Raw genomic sequence first — 16,175 nt, forward strand, 5'->3', positions numbered from 1 at the left:
CTTACTGCAACCTTGTAAGAATCGCTGACTAAATATTAGGCTCGCCTCGCAGGCGGGCCTTTTTTATATTCTCCCTCCCCCCGCTTCCTCGTACCATACCTTAGACAAAAGCCCTCAGAGGCTGTCGCGCTAAATACAATAAAACCAACGCCAAACGTGAAATCACCTAGCGGTGAAAAGAGGCTAAAGATATGAAAAACATACTGTTCCTAATCGGGTTAACAGTCGCGCTCTCGTGCTCTGCTCAAACAGTGTATACCTGGATAGATGAAGATGGCGTGCTCCACTTTAGTGATAACCCTAGCGCTCAAGATGCCGAGGCTCTTCGCCTGCCAGATGTGCAAGCTTCAGCACCCGCCCCTAAATTTGAGGCCTCAACTCCGGTTGACGCTGCTGCTTCCTCTACAACTAAAACGGCAACGCCAGCCAAAACTCAGGCAGAAACCGAAACCACAAAGCGCGAGGTTCCTACTCAATTAGCCCTCACCATGCTGACTCCAGTTCATGATCAAACCATTCGCAACAACCGCGGCTTAATCCCGATTCAGATAGAGCTCAACCGAAAACTTGGTATTGGGGAGCAATTACAATTGATGCTTGATGGCCGTCGATATGGCGCCCCACAGACCCAGCCTATTTGGGAATTAAAAGGTATCGATCGAGGTACTCACACCATTGCAATTCAAGCACATAGAAGCGGCAAGCTTATTGCATCTACTAGTCCAGTCACCGTGTATTTACATCGAGCGACGCTCAAGTAGGCCAATGTGTTAAAAGAGGCCAAATAACCTCTACTTTTCACCTAATCGAAGCAGCTTTCAGCGACTCTAATGAATTATCTTTAGCTTCTGGTTGATATGCGCCATACTTGAACTTAGCCACGCACCAATTTGGTGCAGTGAGAAAAACACCAGTTCAAGGACGAAATAGTGAATCGATCAGCCAAAAGCGACAGCATAGATACACACCATCTTTCCAGCGCCATTCTCGACAATATGGTGACTTCGACATTAATGCTCGATGAGCAATTGTATGTCCGATACGCAAATCCGGCGGCTGAGCAGCTCTTTTCACAGAGCGCACGACGCATCGTTGATCATCCACTGAGCCAACTTATCCAACACGCTTCACTTGATTTGGCGCTTCTGACGCAACCGCTACAAAGTGGCCAGAGCATTACCGACAGTGACGTTACCTTCGTTGTTGATAACCGCCCACTGATGCTTGAAGTCACGGTTAGCCCAATATCTTGGCAGCGAGAGACGCTGTTATTGATTGAGATGCGCAAGATAGACCAGCAAAGACGCCTTAGCCAAGAGCTCAACCAACATGCACAACAACAAGCGGCTAAGTTGCTGGTACGCGGGTTAGCACATGAGATCAAAAATCCACTCGGTGGCTTAAGAGGTGCGGCGCAGTTACTTGGGAAAATGCTTCCTGATCAGTCTCTTAATGAATATACGCAGATCATTATTGAGCAAGCCGACCGCTTAAGAGCATTAGTCGACCGTCTGCTTGGCCCACAGAAGCCGGGGACTAAATCAGAAGAGAACCTTCACCAGATACTTGAGAAAGTCAGGCAGCTCGTAGAGCTCGAATCGGGTTCAACGCTCGCCATCGAAAGGGATTACGACCCGAGCCTACCGGACATCTTGATGGATTCGGCACAGGTTGAACAAGCGATGCTCAATATCGTGAGCAATGCAGCGCAGATTCTAAAGACTCAAGATTCTGGCAAAATCACCATTCGCACCAGAACGGTGCATCAAGCAAATATTCACGGGCAGCGACACAAACTCGCAGCTCGTATTGAGATCAGCGATAACGGTCCGGGCATCCCCGATGATTTAAAAGACACGCTGTTTTACCCAATGGTCAGCGGACGAGAAGGTGGAACAGGGCTGGGGCTATCGATTTCTCAAAACCTGATCGATCAACACAATGGGAAAATTGATGTTGAAAGCTGGCCAGGCAACACCACATTCACGATTTATCTACCGATTTAGGTCATAAGAACCTCGCTATTGGACAGCGAGATGAAAAGCTTAGCTCGGTAACACAAAGATTAAGACATCATAAAAACAACAATGATTATCACAATAGATTTGGCTGCAAAGGAATTGAATTATGAGTAAGGGATACGTTTGGGTCGTCGATGACGACAGCTCTATCCGCTGGGTAGTAGAGAAAACACTTTCATCTGCGGATATTAAGTGTGAAACATTTGCTGATGCTGAGAGCGTATTACTTGCTCTTGAGCGCGAAACACCAGACGTTTTGGTGTCCGACATTCGCATGCCTGGCATTGACGGGATTGAGCTGTTACACCAAGTTCACCAGCGCTCTCCCGACCTGCCAGTGATCATTATGACCGCGCACTCAGACCTCGATGCGGCGGTGAATGCTTATCAAAAAGGCGCCTTTGAATATCTACCAAAGCCGTTCGATATTGATGAGACACTGACTCTAGTAGAGCGAGCCATCGCACACAGCCAAGAGCAGAAACGCGAGCAAGCCAGCGAAGTAGCCGAAGAAACCAACGCACCAGAAATCATCGGTGAAGCACCGGCAATGCAGGAAGTTTTTCGAGCTATTGGCCGTTTGTCTCGTTCATCCATTTCGGTTCTTATTAATGGTGAATCGGGAACTGGTAAAGAATTAGTCGCGCACGCGCTGCATCGTCACAGCCCAAGAGCTAAAAAGCCATTCATTGCGTTAAACATGGCGGCAATCCCTAAAGACTTGATCGAATCAGAGCTGTTTGGCCACGAGAAAGGCGCCTTTACCGGTGCTAACAGTGTTCGCCAAGGACGATTCGAACAAGCCAACGGCGGTACTCTGTTTCTTGATGAAATAGGCGATATGCCACTCGATATTCAGACTCGACTACTGCGCGTGCTTTCTGATGGCCAATTTTATCGCGTAGGTGGGCATTCTGCGGTTAAGGTTGATGTTCGTATCGTTGCAGCAACCCACCAAGATCTTGAGCGCTTGGTGCATGACGGTGGTTTCCGTGAAGACCTTTTCCATCGACTGAACGTTATCCGAATCCATATTCCGGCACTGCGCGAACGTAAACAGGACATTGAAAAGCTGACTCACCACTTCCTAGCATCCGCCGCTGAAGAGCTTGGTGTAGAAGTGAAGACACTGCACTCTGAGACCATCATGAAGCTCAACCAGCTAAATTGGCCGGGTAACGTACGTCAGCTTGAGAACATCTGTCGTTGGCTCACAGTCATGGCGAGCGGCAGTGAAATACTCCCTTCAGACTTGCCTCCAGAACTGTTGGAAGAAAAAGTGGTGACGACCTCAGGGACGGGAGACAACTGGCAACAACTGCTCGCTAATTGGGCAAAGTGTGCGCTTGATTCAGGAGAAAAAGAGCTGCTAACTTATGCTCTGCCAGAATTTGAACGTATACTGCTAGAAGCTGCACTCCACCACACTAATGGTCATAAACAGGATGCAGCTAAGGTTTTGGGATGGGGAAGAAACACCCTAACTCGTAAACTCAAAGAACTGTACTAGACCTTATATGATTCTCGATGCAGCTACTTTTTAACCAAAAAAGTGTCGCTTGGTTTGAATAGTGTCGGTACAATTACAGTGCGCTATTCACCAAAGTTGTAGCTAAAGATGTCTTTGAAAACACAAATTACTTTGAGAACCGCAGTGGTTCTGCCATTCGTGATGATTTTTCTGTTCACTATGGGTGTAATGGTTTTCACTCAAAAGCTAAGCTACAAAGAGATGGTGAGTGATGTTAGTGCACGCCAGCTGACATCACTGACTGACAATGTTCATCAAAGCCTGTCTAATTTTTTAGAAAAGCCATTTCACGCCAACCTCTCGCTCAGCCATAACATCGGCTACCACCATCTTTATCAAGCAGGCAATCTTAGTAAGGTCCAAGACTATATTTTTTATACGTTTTCAGACCATTACACTGCTGTACCTCAACTCGATGCGATCGGCTTTGGTTCTGAAGATGGTAACTACGTCGGTTTCCGCAAAGAAGCCAACAAAGGCTACACCTTGATGGTGCAAGACGAACGCACCAATGATCAGCTGGTCATTTACCGTGGCAGCAAAATTAGTGAAGACATTCGATCGGTGATTTCAGGTTACGATCCTAGAATCCGTCCTTGGTACACACCCATTGCGACACAGAAAAAACCGTTATGGTCACCAATTTATGCCAATGCTGACGAACGTCAAGAAATCACCTTATCTGCTCTAGCGCCTATCTATGATGATAATGAATTCAAAGCCGTCGTAGTCAGCGACATCAAAATCAATACCTTCAATGCGTTTCTCAGAAAGCTCAAAGATAGAACGGATGCCTCTGTTTACATCATCGATAAGCAGCAACGCTTGGTCGCGCACTCAGGCGGAGGCAGTGTCGTTTCATGGGGCACAGGACAAACCAACAAAGGGCAACGCAAACTAGCAACAGAGAGTGCTAATCCAGTCATACGTGAGAGTGCTAGCTACGTAGAGCAATTCCACCTAATCGAGAATTTGGGCGAGCAGCGCTTTAGTTTTAGCCTAGACAACGAACGCTACTTCAACCAAATCACCCCATACGAAGATGAGCACGGGCTCACGTGGTTTATTGGGGTGTCGATCCCTGAAAGCAATCTGCTCGGTGAATTGCCAGAAAATCAAAGAAACAGTTGGTTGCTTGGGCTAGCACTGAGCTGCATTGGGGTCATTGCAGGATTAATTGCCTTTAATCGCGCAACCCAACCCATCACCTCGACAGCGGATGCGGCAAAACGCCTTACTAAGGGCGATTGGGACACGAGCATGCCAAAAACAGGGCATATATATGAAACCAGCATGTTGGTCGAGTCATTCAATGAAATGACCAACAACTTAAAGGCTTCGTTTCATGCATTACAGTCTCAACTTACCTATGACTCATTAACCAAGCTATACAGCCGTGAAGGCTTTATTGACGCTGCCAAGAAACACCCCGACAACGAAAAAGGCACACTGTATTTGATTGGTATTGATCGCTTCCGAGACATCAATGACAGCCTAGGTCATTACAATGGCGACCAGCTACTTATCATTGCGGCCGCTCGTTTAAGAGGCACACTGCCATCCGAATACCTACTAGCTCGCACTGGTGGTGATGAGTTTGCCATCTACGCGCCAAACGTAACGCAAAGCGATGATGTTCAGCTGCTGACTAACCGCTTACTTCAAACCTTCGCTTCCCCATTTTCAATGGAATCGGAAAGCGTGGTGATTAAGGTATCGATGGGGATAGTGAATGTCTCGAATCTTCACGACATTACACTCCTGCTACGCAGCAGCAGCATTGCATTGAGCAATGCGAAACAAGACAAAACCAGTGTCTGTATTTATAGCCTTGAAATGGGCAAAGCATCGAGACATCGCACCAAGATGTTAGCGCGGATGAACCGAGCGATTGAGCTTCAACAGTTCGAACCGTTTTATCAGCCTATTATTGATCTGGAATCTGGCTCGACCATAGGAGCAGAAGCTTTAGCTCGCTGGATAACGGATGAAGGGGTGATCTCGCCACTCGAGTTCATTCCTCTCGCGGAAGAGAGCGGGCTCATTGACGATATCGGAAAACAAATTCTGCATAAGTCGTGTCGAGATACAGCCATCGCGATTGAGTCAGGAAAATGGAGCAAGGACTTCTCGATTCACGTCAACCTGTCGGTCGTTCAGCTAAGCGAAAGTGGCTTTGTGGAACAAGTAAAAGGCACGTTGCGAGACACAAATCTACCAGCAAGCAACCTGACACTAGAGATCACCGAATCACGCATCGTCGACAACGACCCGACCATCATCGATAACATGCTGACTCTAAAAGCACTAGGGATATCAATTGCGATTGATGACTTTGGTACCGGCTATTCGTCACTGGCTTATTTACACAAACTGCCATTTGATTGCTTAAAGATCGATCGCAGCTTTGTCAGCAAACTTGATAAAGAGAACCTAGATAGCTCCATCGTCGCGGCCATCGTTAACATCACTAAGGGCTTCAAAGTAAGCTTGGTGGCAGAGGGCGTTGAAACACAGCAACAGGCTGAACTTCTCAAGCAGCTGCAGTGCCCGCTTGCTCAAGGCTTCTTATACAGTCGCCCAGTTCCGTTTGACCAATGGCCTACCGACCTCATCAACTCCAAGCAAAGTGCCAAGGTCAAACAAAATACCACTGAGAGTCTCACCTAAACCAGGCAGAAATCGAATGAGTCAGATACAAAAATGCCAGCATGATGCTGGCATTTTTTATTGTTCTATTCTCTATCGAGCGATTAGATAACGCGAGAGAATTGCTGCTGGCGAGCCTTTGCACGTAAGTATTTATCAAAACACATACAGATGTTACGGATCAGCAAGCGGCCACGCAGAGTAACGCGGATTTCTTTGTCATCGACTTCAACCAAATCATCGTTGATGAAGGTTTGTAGAAGCTCTAAATCTTCTTTGAAGTAGCGATTAAAGTTAACCGAGAACTCAGATTCGATCATTGTTTTATCAAGCTTGAAGTTACAAATCAGCTGCTTGATCACTTCACGACGTAGAAGGTCGTCACTGTCTAGAGCAACACCTTTCCAAAGTGCATGACGCAGGTCATTCACCTGAGCGTAGTACTTCTTCAGCTCTTTCTGATTTTGTGCGTAAGCATCACCAACCATAGAAATTGCAGAAACACCGAAACCAATTAAGTCAGCTTCACCTTGGGTGGTGTAGCCTTGGAAGTTACGATGCAGAATACCTTCACGCTGTGCTACGGCTAGCTCATCTTCAGGTAGTGCGAAGTGATCCATACCAATGAACTGGTAACCCGCTCCCGTTAGCGTCTCGATGGTATCTTGCAAGATAGCCATTTTCTCTTTCGCTTCAGGTAGATCTTCGTCTTTAATCTTACGCTGCGCCGCAAACAGCTGAGGCATGTGTGCGTAGTTAAATACCGATAAACGGCCCGGCTTCATTTCTAACACTTGCTTCAATGTTTCAGCGAACAAAGTTTGAGTCTGCTTTGGTAGGCCGTAGATCAAATCCAGATTAGTTGAACGGAAGCCTAGCTCTTTCGCTCGTTTAACCATCGCAATGATGAACTCTTCATCTTGCTCACGGTTAACCAGTTTCTGCACTTCTTTATTGAAGTCTTGCACGCCAATGCTCAGGCGGTTGAAGCCTTCGTTACGCAGGTGGTCAAGTACGTCTAGCTCAATCTCACGCGGGTCAACTTCAATACTGATTTCAGCGTCAGCAGTGAAATTAAATTCCTCACGCAGAATCATCATCAAGCGAGTAATTTGTGTTTTGGTCAAGAACGTTGGCGTACCACCACCGAAGTGCAATTGCGTTACTTCACGGCCATTCAACAAAGAGGCGCGCTGGCGGATTTCATGTTCAATCACATCTAAGTACTCATCCGCTTTATGCGAGTGACGAGTAATGACTTTATTACAACCACAGTAGTAACAAAGCTTGTGGCAGAACGGGATATGCACGTAAAGAGAGAGTGGACGCTCAGGATATTGAGTACACGCCATGTCGTAATCAGCGACGGTAAACGCTTCATGAAACTCCAACGCAGTTGGGTATGAGGTGTAACGAGGTCCCGAATAGTTGTACTTGTTTAAGATCTCTTGATCCCAAACGATTTGCTGATTCGTTGTTACTGGCTTGCTCGACATAGCGGTATTTCCAATTTAGATCCGCGAGAACCTAAGGTCTCTCAAATCATTTTACATACATTAAAATATAGACGGGTTATTTTGCCACACGACCTGTAAGGTCGTTCCAAGACAAAATCAATTTTTTAGACAAAAACTCAGAACTGCTAGCTTGATCACTAACAAAGCGTCGGGATTAACGAGACGCAAAAGGTAAGAAGGCTCATTTAACACTATCTATAAAGATAAGGTGTCTCAAGAACACCCTGTATTAAACAAGCCTCTATTTTAAATAGTCTTAGCGACTAGATCATCTGAATGTTGATTTGGTTGTTGAGAGGTTTAACCTTCTCTTGCAACCTTTTCAGATCTTCAATGACCGCATCATTCAAGCGAGTCTCTGCCTTATGGCGCGTGAGATTCTGCTGCATGCGCTCTTTCTTCGTCAGTTCCTGTCTTGCCTCTCCGCGAGCCATATCTTTTACGATATGGTACAGCTCAGAAAGAGCAGGATACTCAGAATCAAAATCGACACGCTCATCACCCTGAACATTATCCATAATGATACACACTCGGATACTGATCTCAGGTAAGTCACATTGCCCTTGAATGCCCGCTAAGCACAAAGTATTTACGTTTTCGTAAATCGTCGCGTTGCGTTTTTCAATGGCTAGTGCTTGATGCTGCTTTTGCAACTCCGTCTGCTTCTTCACTTGAAGTAGAAGGTAACCTGCGTAAGAGCCCAAGCCGAGAATGATAATTCCACCAGCAATTGCTAATAAGGTTACGTTCACTGGCTATTAACCTTTAAAGCTGTCTAAATCGAAATCTTCGAATTGAGATAGCAAGTCTTCGTCAGAGCTCGCTTTCTTCTTAGAGGCAACCGGTGCTTCTTCGAAGATCTCTTCTTCATCGTCTTCTGGCTCTAGTAGACCTAAGCGTCCCATTAGGTGTTCGATACGATCAAGTTTCTCATCAACAAACTTCTGTAGACCAGCACCTAGGTTTTCACCATTTTCGATACGATCTAGGAGTGTGTTCAGTTGAGCGTCATTCTCAAGCATCTCTAACTCTTGTTCGTTAGATAGCTTGCGCTCTTGTTTAGTCGGCTTCTTCGCTGGTTCAACGATCAGCGGAATTTTTTTCTTGCTGCCTAAACGTGGATCACGAGCTTGTGCAGCTTTACGCTGTTTTGCTTCGCTACCATCTGAGTGACGGCTGCCAGACTTAAGGCCTTTACGCTTTTTAACACGCTTACGTTCACGACCTTCAACATCAGATTCACTACGGTTACGAGTAACCATAGGCTCCGGAGCGCCAAGTGCTCCCGGCTTTCTTGATTTCTTACTACGACCCATTACTGCACTTTCCTCAGTAAAATTACATCATTTCCAAAAAATTCTAGTTCGAGCTTATCCCGCTCTGCCAAAAACTGGAATGTTTGACGACTAAAGAAGACGACATGTGTCGGGTCATTCTTGTAGTGCCAACCAGCAAACGCGTCTACGTCTATTACTAGTTTAGTCATAAGACCAATCCAGCCCTTGGGTTTAACTAAATTCAACCATTGCTGCCACACTTTGTGTGGGTGATAAAGATGCTCTATCACCTCCGTGGCAGTCATAAAGTCATACGTTTTTTCCAACACAGAGGGTTCTGGGTGGTAATAGATATCGTACAACTCCATGGTGTGTCCGGCTTCTTCTAACATAATAGATAGCGTAGGGCCTGGGCCACAACCAAAATCCAACCCGTGTGAGTTAGATGAAATTTTGTCTGTTAGTGGATCCGCGATGCGAGATAAAAAGCGGCGATAGCCTGCATCACTAGGATCGTTCTCATGGAGATCATAGTGTGCTTTTTCTTCTTTTGCTTCTAACCTTTGTTCAGGTTTAACAAATACCAGTTCACATTGCTGACACTGCAGATAGGCTCTGCGTTTGTCTTCAAAATAGTGATTCACGCCTTGGTGATGGCATAAGGGACAAGTATACATAGCACATCCTTAAACAGGGATGCGAAACATACCAGAAACTGAGTTTATAGTGGAGAGGTATTGGGTGTTTTTTCATCAAATCAATAAAAAAAGCGATAGGAAAACCTATCGCTCTCTAAATCTGCCTATATCGGCCAAAATTTGCATACTCAACTTGGTACACAAATCTCCATTTGTTATTGGTGCTTTCCATGCCAAATTTGTTTGTTGTTCATCGTCCTGATGAGTTTTGGCTATCCTTTTCTAACACCTTGTTGCTGGGCTGTCCTAGCCTGATCCATTTCTGTCTATACCGTTAGACTAGATGATCATCCATATCTAAGTCAGCTCCTAGCTGATGGCGGTTACTTTACCGTGTTACAAAAAGACTACAAGAGTGCGACTTCACACTTTTGTACACAAATCGATCACACATTGATAAATCAGACATAAACACAAAACGCATTAATAAAACCAATACAAAAGAAAACGCCCCGACCATTACTGATCGGGGCGTCTCTTCAATCTCGCTCGAACGTACATTCCTTTACTCTGGCTAAGAGCAAGAAACCGACAAATTAGTGTAAACCACCAACGTACTTCGATAAGGTATCAATATCAGCGTCTGTTAACTTTTTAGCTACATCACGCATCATCGCATTCATGTCGTTATTACGGTCACCATCGCGGAATTTTTCAAGTTGAGCCTTGATGTAATCTGCGTGCTGACCTGAAATCTTAGGGAAACCAGAAAGTTCGGTACCATTACCACGAGGGCCATGACAAGCAATACACGCCGTTACCCCGCGTTCTGCGTTACCCGCTGTGTAAAGAACCTTACCTTCATCTACTACATTTTCAGGAGTAGAGTTACTAGAGATAGGTAGAGAGGCGTAGTATGCCGCTAGGTCAGCCATATCTTCTTCAGATAAAGGCATCGCCATTGCACCCATTACAGGTTCGTAACGACCTTGCTTACCACTACTTGTCATACCTAGCTTAAGCTCTTTTAACTGCTTCTCTAGATACTTCTCATGTTGACCAGCCAGCTTAGGGTACTGAGTGATCAGGCTGTTGCCGTCAGCACCGTGGCAGGCAACACATGTTTGTGATTTGGCTTTACCAGCTTCAATACTACCTTGAGCCCATACTGAGCAGCTGGCTAAAAGACTCAAAATTAGCGCTAATTTCTTCATGACATTCCATTATAATTATCAAGCTTCCAGTACCACTCTATGTTGCCACTCATGGTACAATAGGCGACCTTATGCCGAGCACGGTTATTTTACACAAATTCACAAAAAAGTAATCAATCGACTACACAAAGTCGAGATGGAGTTAACAGTGAGCGTAAAAATTCATTATCAAAACACGCATTTCATTACCAGTGCACCTGATATTCGTCATTTACCAGAAGACGAAGGGATCGAAATTGCGTTTGCAGGACGCTCCAATGCTGGTAAATCTAGCGCGCTAAATCGCGTTACAAACCAAAAAAGCTTGGCGAAAACCAGTAAAACACCCGGTCGAACTCAGCTAATCAACCTATTTAAGGTAACGGACGGTTGTCATATCGTCGATTTACCTGGATATGGCTTTGCTCAAGTACCACTTGAGATGAAGAAAAAATGGCAGAAGTCGCTAGGTGAATACCTACAACGACGTGAAAGCCTGAAAGGTTTAGTGGTATTGATGGATATCCGTCACCCAATGAAAGACCTTGACCAACAAATGATCTACTGGGCTATCGATAGCCGCATCCCAGTACAGGTTTTGTTAACAAAAGCAGACAAACTGAAAAGTGGTGCGCGTAAAGCACAGCTACTGAAAATCCGTAACGATGCAAAATCTTTCGGTGGTGATGTTGCGGTTGATGTCTTCTCTTCAATGAAGGGCATCGGCGTTGACCAACTGCGTGCCAAGATGGATGAGTGGTTTGCGCCTGCGCTTGCTGATCAAATCATTGATGAGTTAGCAGACGAAGAGCACAACGACTCAGAGTAGTTCCTCTACTTATCGCTATAGGTTAGAGCACTTACAACACGTGATTTAGCCTTATCAATGCCCCTCCTTATATAGGTGGGGTATTTTTTTGCCCAAAAATGAGTGAGTTAAGTATAAGTTTTTAGTTTTAAAAATCGGATTTAGCCACTAAAACCAATAGAAGTGAACCATACTAAAAGACACATCTAAATAATCAGAACAATGAGAAAGGAATACTCATGTGGAAAACACCATTGGCCATCATTGCACTTATGTTGGTCTCACTGACAGGGTTTGCCTCTGAAGCAGAACAAGAACAAGAACAAGCCCCACTGATCAATGTCGATATGACCTTAGACCTCGATGGCATGGAAAAGTACGCCCAAGACGCGAGTGAGTCTCTTGAGGTGATATCGCAATCTTTGCAAGCGATAGTCAACAACCCCAACCTAAGCGACGACCAGCAACAAGCCCTCAATCAAACGGTTGAAAGTATCAATAAGCTTGCGAGCTCCACCAAGACATCACTCAATCAACTGCCACAAGCCTTAGACCAATCTCGACTCGCCTTTAAACAAACCAGTCAAATGCTGTTGGATGACATTCAGACCAAGATCATCATTGCGCTGGCGGCCGTTATCGCCGTCATTATTATCGCTTTGACCGCTATCTATCTGCTTATCCTGAAACCCATGCAGCAAACCTTGGTAAAAGCGACCAACAATATCTCTTCGATGGCACAATCCATCCAGATCACCGCCGAAGCACTGAAATACAGCACCGAGAAACAACAGAAAATCATGGATTACATTGAGCATTCACCGACTCAATACACTGATAAATAAGGCGTAATCCATCAATCCTTTATCGATAACTTGTAAAATAAAAGTTATTTCAAGTGATAAAACAATCGACTTAGAGACGGATTTAAATTACCAAAAGCTGATCGAATTTCAGATCTAAGGCAAATCAGGGGTTTATCACTGTGCTTGAGAAAGTGTAATAAAAGGCACTAAAAATGAGAGGTTTTACGGGGGAATGATAGGTTGGAAATATTTTTCTTTCGCACAAGAAAAAACGCCCCAGTCAAATACTGACTGGGGCGGCTGAATCAGCCTAATCCAATAACGTGAAACAAAAGGTCTGAAAGATAGAACATCTTACCTCTGTACCCTACGAGATTTAATGTACAACAATTGCTCAGAAATGAAAACAACTTTTGTAGTTTTTTTTCATGAATGTTTTATTAAAACACCTAAATTCTTATTACGACTTAACTTTATTTGAGACAAAAAAAAGCCAGTGTTTGTGCACTGGCTCATACTAATTTGCTTATTAAGGTCAAAAACTGATTAGTGGGCTTGATCCCAGTTGTCACCGTGGCCAGCTTCCGCGACAAGCGGCACTTCTAGCTCTGCAGCGGATTCCATCAATTCTTGTACTTTACTTTCAATTTCGGCTAAAGATGACTCTTCCACTTCAAACACCAATTCATCGTGTACCTGCATAAGCAGTTTTACACGACCATCGCCTTCCGCTTGAATCCACTCATCCACCAACAACATCGCTTTCTTAATGATGTCCGCTGCTGTGCCTTGCATTGGCGCATTGATCGCCGCGCGTTCAGCAGCTTTACGACGCATGCCATTACGAGATTGAATCTCAGGAAGGTGCAGTCGACGACCGTAAATGGTTTCAACGAAGCCTTGCTCTGAAGCAGCACTGCGCGTGTCTTCCATATACTGCATTACGCCAGGGTAACGCTCGAAGTAAGTGTCCATGTAGTGCTGTGCTTCGCCACGAGGAATACCCAGTTGCTTAGCCAAGCCAAAGGCACTCATACCGTAGATAAGACCGAAGTTAACGGCTTTAGCACGACGACGTTGTTCAGTGGTCACACTCTCAATATCAACACCAATGATCTCAGCAGCCGTTGCCGCGTGGATATCTTTGCCTTGTTGGAATGCTTCCAGAAGCGCTTTATCACCCGAAAGGTGCGCCATGATACGCAATTCAATTTGAGAGTAATCGACCGCTAGAATCTTCCAGCCATGTTGTGCAACGAATGCTTGGCGGATACGACGACCTTCTTCATTACGAATTGGGATGTTCTGTAGGTTTGGATCTGTTGAAGACAAACGACCCGTTGCTGTCACCGCTTGGTGATAAGACGTATGAACACGACCCGTTTCAGCGTTGATCATCTTCGGTAGTTTATCTGTGTAGGTAGACTTGAGTTTCGCAAGGCCACGATACTCAATGATCAGCTTAGGTAGCGGGTAATCAAGAGCCAGCTCTTGCAGCACTTCTTCGTTGGTTGAAGGTGCACCTGATGGCGTTTTCTTGATAACAGGCAGACCCATTTTCTCAAACAGGATCGCTTGCAGCTGTTTTGGCGAGTTCATGTTGAACTCTTGCTCTGCAATCTCGTAGGCTTTCTGTTCTAGCTCATCCAATCGAACCGCAATCTCTTGCGATTGAGCGCCTAGCAGCATGTCATCGATGAATACGCCAGTGCGTTCAATGCGAGACATAACAGGGATCAGTGGTACTTCGATTTCTTCATAGATGGCTTTTAGCTTTTCATCTTGCTCAATGTTTTCCATCAAACGGTTATGAAGACGTAAAGTCACGTCAGCATCTTCTGCTGCGTATGGAGACGCTTCACCCAGCTCAATCTGGTTGAAAGTAAGCTGCTTCTTACCTTTACCTGCGATTTGCTCAAATGAGATGCAGCTGTGCTGAAGGAAACGCAGCGCTAGGCTATCCATATCATGCTTGCCGCCAACGCTATTAAAAACATAAGACGCTAGCATGGTGTCGTGCTTGATGCCTTTCATCTCGATACCGTAGCGCGCTAAAACGCTCATATCGTACTTCAGGTTTTGACCGACTTTAGCCTGTGCGTCATCTTCAAGAATCGGCTTAAGCTGTTCAAGTACCCAATCACGGTCGAGTTGTTGAGGTGCATCTAGGTAATCATGGGCAACCGGTACGTAAGCGGCAACGCCTTCTTCGGTTGCGAATGATAGACCAACAAGGTTAGCCACCATGTAGTCCAAGCTGTCTGTTTCAGTATCAAAGGCAAACACCTCTGACGCTTTCAGTTTCTCTAGCCACGCATTAAAAGAGGCTTCATCTAAGATGGTTTCGTAGTTGCTGCGATCAATCGTCACTGCAGAGGTGTTCATTTCTACGGTAGAAGTGGTTGATGCCGTGCTGCTACGCACAGCACCCGACTTTTCATCCGCCTCAACCACGCCGCTGCCGCCTTCAAGTAGCTCGTTCAACCAAGATTTGAAGACCAGTTGACCGTATAGCTTAATCAGCTCATCCGTATTTGGTTGTGCTTTTACAAGCGACTCAGGTGTCTCTTCTAACTCGACGTCCAGTTTGATCGTTGCAAGCTCGTAAGACATCTCAGCGTTGTCTTTATTATCAATCAGCTTCTTAGCCATGGTTTTTGAACCACGGAAGCCAAGAGCGGCAATATCATCCAGGTTTTGATACAGCTTTTCGATGCTACCAATGCCTTGTAGTAGAGCAGTTGCTGTTTTGTCACCAACACCTGGAACGCCAGGAATGTTATCCACTTTATCGCCCATCAGTGCAAGGTAGTCGATAATCAGCTCAGGTGGGATGCCAAACTTCTCTATCACGCCTTCGCGATCCATAACCACGTTGGTCATGGTGTTGATCAAAGTAACGTTGTCATCAACCAGCTGCGCCATATCTTTATCGCCAGTACTGATCAAAACCGGCATGCCCGCTTTAGATGCTTGAGAAGCTAGCGTACCAATCACATCATCCGCTTCAACGCCTGGGATCGAGATAAGTGGTAGACCCATTGCGCGAATCACGTTGTGCAAAGGTTCGATCTGACAACGTAGATCATCCGGCATAGGTGGACGATTAGCCTTGTACTCTGGGTACATGTCATCACGGAACGTCTTTCCTTTTGCATCAAAAATAACCGCAATACGATCAGAAGCAAATTGACGCATCATGCTGCGCAGCATGTTAACTACACCGTAAACCGCGTTAGTCGGGATATCACCATTGCTCATGGTGCCAGGGTAAGCATGAAACGCGCGATATAGGTAAGAAGAGCCATCGATCAGAATCAATGGATTATCAGGAATACGAGCCATAATGTTTGTGTATCCAGTAAGTACAGAAATTATCTGTTAAGAATGCCACGTCTGTTGGTTGGATTCCACGTTGTCGATCTGTATCCGTTCACTCGGTTGTGTTCGTTATAATCGATTTGTTGTTATTTTTTGTTCTTAGACGCAAGCGTTCTGTGGATAACTCTGTTTATATTATTTATCCACCCTGTTGAGAACTACGGTGAACAACTCAAAAAACACCAATAAACAACTGAAAATAAAGAATAATTTTACAGATCTAACAGATGATCAACGATCTTTTCTCGATCTTGCGTTGTGGAAAAGAATGCTGATGGCGTTTTATTCATAAAAATACGTGCCACTAAATATGCATCTTGTTGAAATGGTAGGTATAAAAAAAGGTTCATCGCG

The 16,175-nt window shown here is 45.2% G+C and carries 13 protein-coding genes; 6 read left to right on the forward strand and 7 right to left on the reverse strand.

Translation table 11 applies throughout. The features are described from left to right. The first annotated feature begins 191 nt into the window (after positions 1-191). The 4 genes from AB4307_RS04520 to gepA all read left to right on the forward strand — a co-directional run bounded on the left by AB4307_RS04520 (position 192) and on the right by gepA (position 6,222). Entirely contained in the window at positions 192-761 is a 570-nt protein-coding gene (locus AB4307_RS04520) for a DUF4124 domain-containing protein (protein WP_372104542.1), read from the forward strand. A gap of 168 nt (positions 762-929) precedes the next feature. Beyond that, complete coding sequence (glnL, locus tag AB4307_RS04525; protein ID WP_372131267.1) at positions 930-2,006, forward strand: nitrogen regulation protein NR(II); 1,077 nt, start codon at positions 930-932, stop codon at positions 2,004-2,006. A gap of 121 nt (positions 2,007-2,127) precedes the next feature. Then, entirely contained in the window at positions 2,128-3,531 is a 1,404-nt protein-coding gene (glnG, locus tag AB4307_RS04530; protein WP_372131269.1) for a nitrogen regulation protein NR(I), read from the forward strand. 108 nt (positions 3,532-3,639) lie between these two features. After that, positions 3,640-6,222: a phosphodiesterase GepA gene (gene gepA / locus AB4307_RS04535; RefSeq protein ID WP_372131271.1), complete on the forward strand. Its 2,583-nt coding sequence runs from the start codon at positions 3,640-3,642 to the stop codon at positions 6,220-6,222. Positions 6,223-6,305: 83 nt separating this feature from the next. Here gepA and hemN read toward each other — a convergent pair whose 3' ends face one another. The 5 genes from hemN to AB4307_RS04560 form a co-directional block, all read right to left on the reverse strand. After that, on the reverse strand, positions 6,306-7,697 hold the full coding sequence (gene hemN / locus AB4307_RS04540; protein WP_372131273.1) for an oxygen-independent coproporphyrinogen III oxidase: 1,392 nt from the start codon (positions 7,695-7,697) through the stop codon (positions 6,306-6,308). 284 nt (positions 7,698-7,981) lie between these two features. Then, a complete protein-coding gene (locus AB4307_RS04545; RefSeq protein ID WP_017060164.1) occupies positions 7,982-8,470 on the reverse strand; it encodes a DUF2489 domain-containing protein in 489 nt (162 codons plus the stop codon). 6 nt (positions 8,471-8,476) lie between these two features. Next, positions 8,477-9,034, reverse strand: coding sequence for a Der GTPase-activating protein YihI (gene yihI, locus AB4307_RS04550; protein WP_017060163.1), 558 nt, complete (start codon positions 9,032-9,034; stop codon positions 8,477-8,479). Then, positions 9,034-9,672 (reverse strand): class I SAM-dependent methyltransferase, encoded by a 639-nt coding sequence (locus AB4307_RS04555; protein WP_107899029.1) that lies wholly within the window; start codon positions 9,670-9,672, stop codon positions 9,034-9,036. Before AB4307_RS04555 ends, yihI begins: the two co-directional genes overlap by 1 nt. Positions 9,673-10,229: 557 nt before the next feature. Further along, positions 10,230-10,847, reverse strand: a complete 618-nt coding sequence (locus AB4307_RS04560; protein WP_372131275.1) for a c-type cytochrome — start codon at positions 10,845-10,847, stop codon at positions 10,230-10,232. A 148-nt stretch (positions 10,848-10,995) separates the two neighbouring features. On the opposite strand from AB4307_RS04560, the gene yihA reads away from it, so the two are divergent. Together yihA and AB4307_RS04570 are read left to right on the forward strand one after the other, a co-directional pair. After that, positions 10,996-11,655 carry a ribosome biogenesis GTP-binding protein YihA/YsxC gene (yihA, locus tag AB4307_RS04565; protein WP_017060162.1) on the forward strand — a complete coding sequence of 220 codons (660 nt, stop codon included), beginning with the start codon at positions 10,996-10,998 and terminating at the stop codon, positions 11,653-11,655. Positions 11,656-11,873: 218 nt separating this feature from the next. Further along, a complete protein-coding gene (locus tag AB4307_RS04570) occupies positions 11,874-12,479 on the forward strand; it encodes a GTP-binding protein (RefSeq protein WP_102428481.1) in 606 nt (201 codons plus the stop codon). 266 nt (positions 12,480-12,745) lie between these two features. On the opposite strand, the gene spfP is transcribed toward AB4307_RS04570, so the two are convergent. Next, the gene (gene spfP, locus AB4307_RS22035; protein ID WP_438356636.1) at positions 12,746-12,793 is read right to left on the reverse strand and encodes a small protein SpfP; all 48 of its coding nucleotides are present in this window, start codon (positions 12,791-12,793) and stop codon (positions 12,746-12,748) included. A gap of 193 nt (positions 12,794-12,986) precedes the next feature. After that, the gene (gene polA, locus AB4307_RS04575) at positions 12,987-15,785 is read right to left on the reverse strand and encodes a DNA polymerase I (RefSeq protein WP_017063055.1); all 2,799 of its coding nucleotides are present in this window, start codon (positions 15,783-15,785) and stop codon (positions 12,987-12,989) included. Positions 15,786-16,175 lie beyond the last annotated feature (390 nt).

Source organism: Vibrio sp. 10N.261.52.C2, assembly GCF_041471425.1.
GTDB classification, from domain to species: Bacteria; Pseudomonadota; Gammaproteobacteria; order Enterobacterales; family Vibrionaceae; genus Vibrio; species Vibrio crassostreae_C.

What these genes read in the sequence shown, in the direction of transcription:
- AB4307_RS04520 (WP_372104542.1), top strand. Translation starts at nt 192, where the DNA reads ATGAAAAACATACTGTTCCTAATCGGGTTAACAGTCGCGCTCTCGTGC.
- glnG (WP_372131269.1), top strand. Translation starts at nt 2,128, where the DNA reads ATGAGTAAGGGATACGTTTGGGTCGTCGATGACGACAGCTCTATCCGC.
- gepA (WP_372131271.1), top strand. Translation starts at nt 3,640, where the DNA reads ATGTCTTTGAAAACACAAATTACTTTGAGAACCGCAGTGGTTCTGCCA.
- hemN (WP_372131273.1), bottom strand. Translation starts at nt 7,697, where the DNA reads ATGTCGAGCAAGCCAGTAACAACGAATCAGCAAATCGTTTGGGATCAA.
- yihI (WP_017060163.1), bottom strand. Translation starts at nt 9,034, where the DNA reads ATGGGTCGTAGTAAGAAATCAAGAAAGCCGGGAGCACTTGGCGCTCCG.
- AB4307_RS04555 (WP_107899029.1), bottom strand. Translation starts at nt 9,672, where the DNA reads ATGTATACTTGTCCCTTATGCCATCACCAAGGCGTGAATCACTATTTT.
- AB4307_RS04560 (WP_372131275.1), bottom strand. Translation starts at nt 10,847, where the DNA reads ATGAAGAAATTAGCGCTAATTTTGAGTCTTTTAGCCAGCTGCTCAGTA.
- AB4307_RS04570 (WP_102428481.1), top strand. Translation starts at nt 11,874, where the DNA reads ATGTGGAAAACACCATTGGCCATCATTGCACTTATGTTGGTCTCACTG.
- polA (WP_017063055.1), bottom strand. Translation starts at nt 15,785, where the DNA reads ATGGCTCGTATTCCTGATAATCCATTGATTCTGATCGATGGCTCTTCT.